The organism is Sporomusa sp., from assembly GCF_057736855.1.
This window is the reverse complement of record NZ_JBYKYF010000260.1, coordinates 1681-4427: the sequence shown is the minus strand read 5'-3', so window position 1 is coordinate 4427 and position 2747 is coordinate 1681. Positions and strand designations below refer to the sequence as shown.

The following is a 2747-nucleotide window of genomic DNA, read 5'->3' as shown; positions in this document are numbered from 1 at the left end:
TGAAGAACTCTTAGAAGAACTCAATATTCCGCGCCCTCAGGGTGCTACGGTTACCGATGCTTCACAAGCGCCGGAAGCGGCTGCACGTATTGGCTATCCGGTCGTGGTTCGTCCGTCATATGTGCTTGGTGGGCGGGCAATGGAAATTGTATACAATGAACAAGAATTAAAAGATTACATGGTACGCGCAGTAAAAGCGTCACCGGAGCATCCAGTATTGATTGACCGCTATATGCAAGGTACAGAGGTTGAAGTGGATGCGATTGCCGACGGTGAAGACTTCCTCATTCCTGGCATCATGGAGCACATCGAACGTGCCGGTGTACATTCCGGTGATAGCATTGCAGTATATCCGCCTCAAACATTGTCGCAAAAAGTCATCGATACCATTGTCGATTACACCGGACGCCTGGCTAGGGGACTTAAAGTAAAAGGCTTAATCAATGTTCAGTATGTTATTGTTGATGAAGAGGTCTTTGTACTTGAAGTAAACCCTCGGTCTAGCCGGACGATTCCTTTCTTAAGTAAAATTACTGATGTTCCGATGGTCAAGGTTGCAACACGCATAGCCCTTGGTGACACGTTAAAGGGATTGGGATATACTCCTGGACTGTTGCCGCCAAAAAACTATGTTGCCGTCAAAGTACCGGTATTTTCTTTTGCAAAAATGCAGCATGTAGATATTTCACTTGGGCCAGAAATGAAATCCACTGGTGAGGTTATGGGGATTGATTACCAGTATTCCAGAGCACTTTATAAGGGCATTATCGGTGCAGGTATGAATATTCCGCGTGATGGTACCGTACTTGTCACAGTAGCAGATAAAGATAAAGCTGAGGCTGCTGAGATTGCCAAAGAGTTTGTTAAAATGGGCTATGAGCTGATTGCGACAAGCGGTACTGCTAAGTATCTTCGTTCTCAGGGGTTAATTGTAGGCGAAGTGCCTAAACTCCATGAACAACAGCCGGAAATCATTGAGATGATTAAGGCTGGAAAAATTAACATAGTTATTAATACCTTAAGCAAAGGACGGGATTTTGAAAGCGATGGTTTCAAAATCAGAAGAGCAGCAGTAGAACATTCACTGCCCTGCCTGACTTCGATGGATACTGCACGCGCAGTGCTTGATGTGCTTAACATCTTGCGGCAAGGGAAGTTTCTCTATGTACTGGCACTGCAGGACTATGTAAGTGGAGGCGAAACAACGCGTGTCTAAAACCTGTGGAATTGCTCAGGTCATTGAGAATTGTGTGATTGCCGGGGATGTATTTAAACTAATTATATCTATTCCGGAAATTGCCAGCCTGGCCCGTCCAGGTCAATTTGTTCACCTTCGACTGACAGACACGTTGGACCCGCTGCTTCGGCGACCAATTAGTATTGCCGATGGCAATGCGACTACTGGAACGTTAACACTCATATATCGTGTCGTTGGTCGCGGAACAACGCTGATGACTAAGCTTCAGCCGGGAGATACCATAAATTGTATGGGGCCGTTAGGGACCGGGTTTACTTTGACCGGCCAGCGCCCACTCCTGGTTGGGGGTGGGATGGGGTTGGCTCCCCTTATTATGCTGGCCAAAGCCTTTTGCTCTTGTCCGGCCACCGTGCTTATGGGCGGACGAAATGCGCAGGAATTGTTTTGGTCTAGTCTGTATACCGATGTTTGTCCTAACATACATATAACTACCGATGATGGTAGTATCGGTCAACGCGGTTTTACGGTAGATGTATTACCTGAACTTTTAAAAACAGGCAAGTTTGATATCATCTACGCGTGTGGACCACGTGCCATGCTGCAAGGTGTAGCAGCCATTGCTGCGCAGTACAAGATTCCTTGCCAGGTTTCACTTGAAGAATATATGGCCTGTGGCGTTGGTGCATGTCTTTCCTGTACTTGTGCTGGTGCCAAAGGTAAACGCTACAAAGTGTGTACTGACGGCCCGGTGTTTTGGGCAGAGGAGGTAGCTTGGTGATCGATAGGCAAGATATGCTTTCTGTGAATATTGCTGGAATACAAATGAAAACACCGGTTATGACGGCTTCAGGAACATTTGGGTTTGGCCTGGAATACAGTGATTTTATCGACTTGAACCAAGTGGGAGCCATAGTTGTTAAAGGCACAACCCTTGCACCCAAAGCAGGTAACAGCGGGCGGCGAATGGCAGAAACCCCGGCGGGAATGCTTAATTCGATTGGACTCGAAAATCCGGGTGTTGAGGCGTTTATTCATGAAATTATGCCTAAATTAGTAACGTATGATGTACCTATCATTGTTAACATTTCGGGCAATACGGCGGAAGAATACGGGCAGTTGGCTGCAAGACTGGATAAGAGCGGGATAGCCGGTTTGGAAGTCAATATATCCTGCCCCAATGTCAAGCAAGGAGGTATTGCGTTTGGCACTTGCCCGGATAGCGCAGCGCAAGTAGTAAGACAAGTAAAAGCAAAGACTGATTTACCGGTTATTGTGAAGCTCTCACCCAATGTTACCGATATCGTACTTATAGCCAAAGCAGTGGAAGCTGCAGGTGCGGATGCTATTTCACTCATTAATACCTTGCTGGGAATGGCCATAGATATTCGTACCTGGCGGCCTGTGCTTGGTAACATTGTCGGTGGTTTTTCCGGCCCGGCTGTTAAGCCAGTGGCTGTACGAATGGTGTGGCAGGTTGCTAACGCCGTAAACATACCAGTCATTGGTATGGGGGGGATTATGACGGCTGCTGATGCCGTTGAATTTATGC

General features: G+C 47.0%; 3 protein-coding genes. All 3 read left to right on the top strand.

The genetic code is table 11. The features are described from left to right. Positions 1–1216: ATP-binding protein (locus tag AC29Z1_RS14105; RefSeq protein ID WP_488272092.1), on the top strand; the 1216-nt coding region annotated here is incomplete at its 5' end. Further along, positions 1209–1976, top strand: a complete 768-nt coding sequence (locus AC29Z1_RS14100; RefSeq protein WP_488272091.1) for a dihydroorotate dehydrogenase electron transfer subunit — start codon at positions 1209–1211, stop codon at positions 1974–1976. The genes AC29Z1_RS14105 and AC29Z1_RS14100, both read left to right, overlap by 8 nt. Continuing rightward, positions 1970–2747: dihydroorotate dehydrogenase (locus tag AC29Z1_RS14095; protein WP_488272090.1), on the top strand; the 778-nt coding region annotated here is incomplete at its 3' end. The genes AC29Z1_RS14100 and AC29Z1_RS14095, both read left to right, overlap by 7 nt.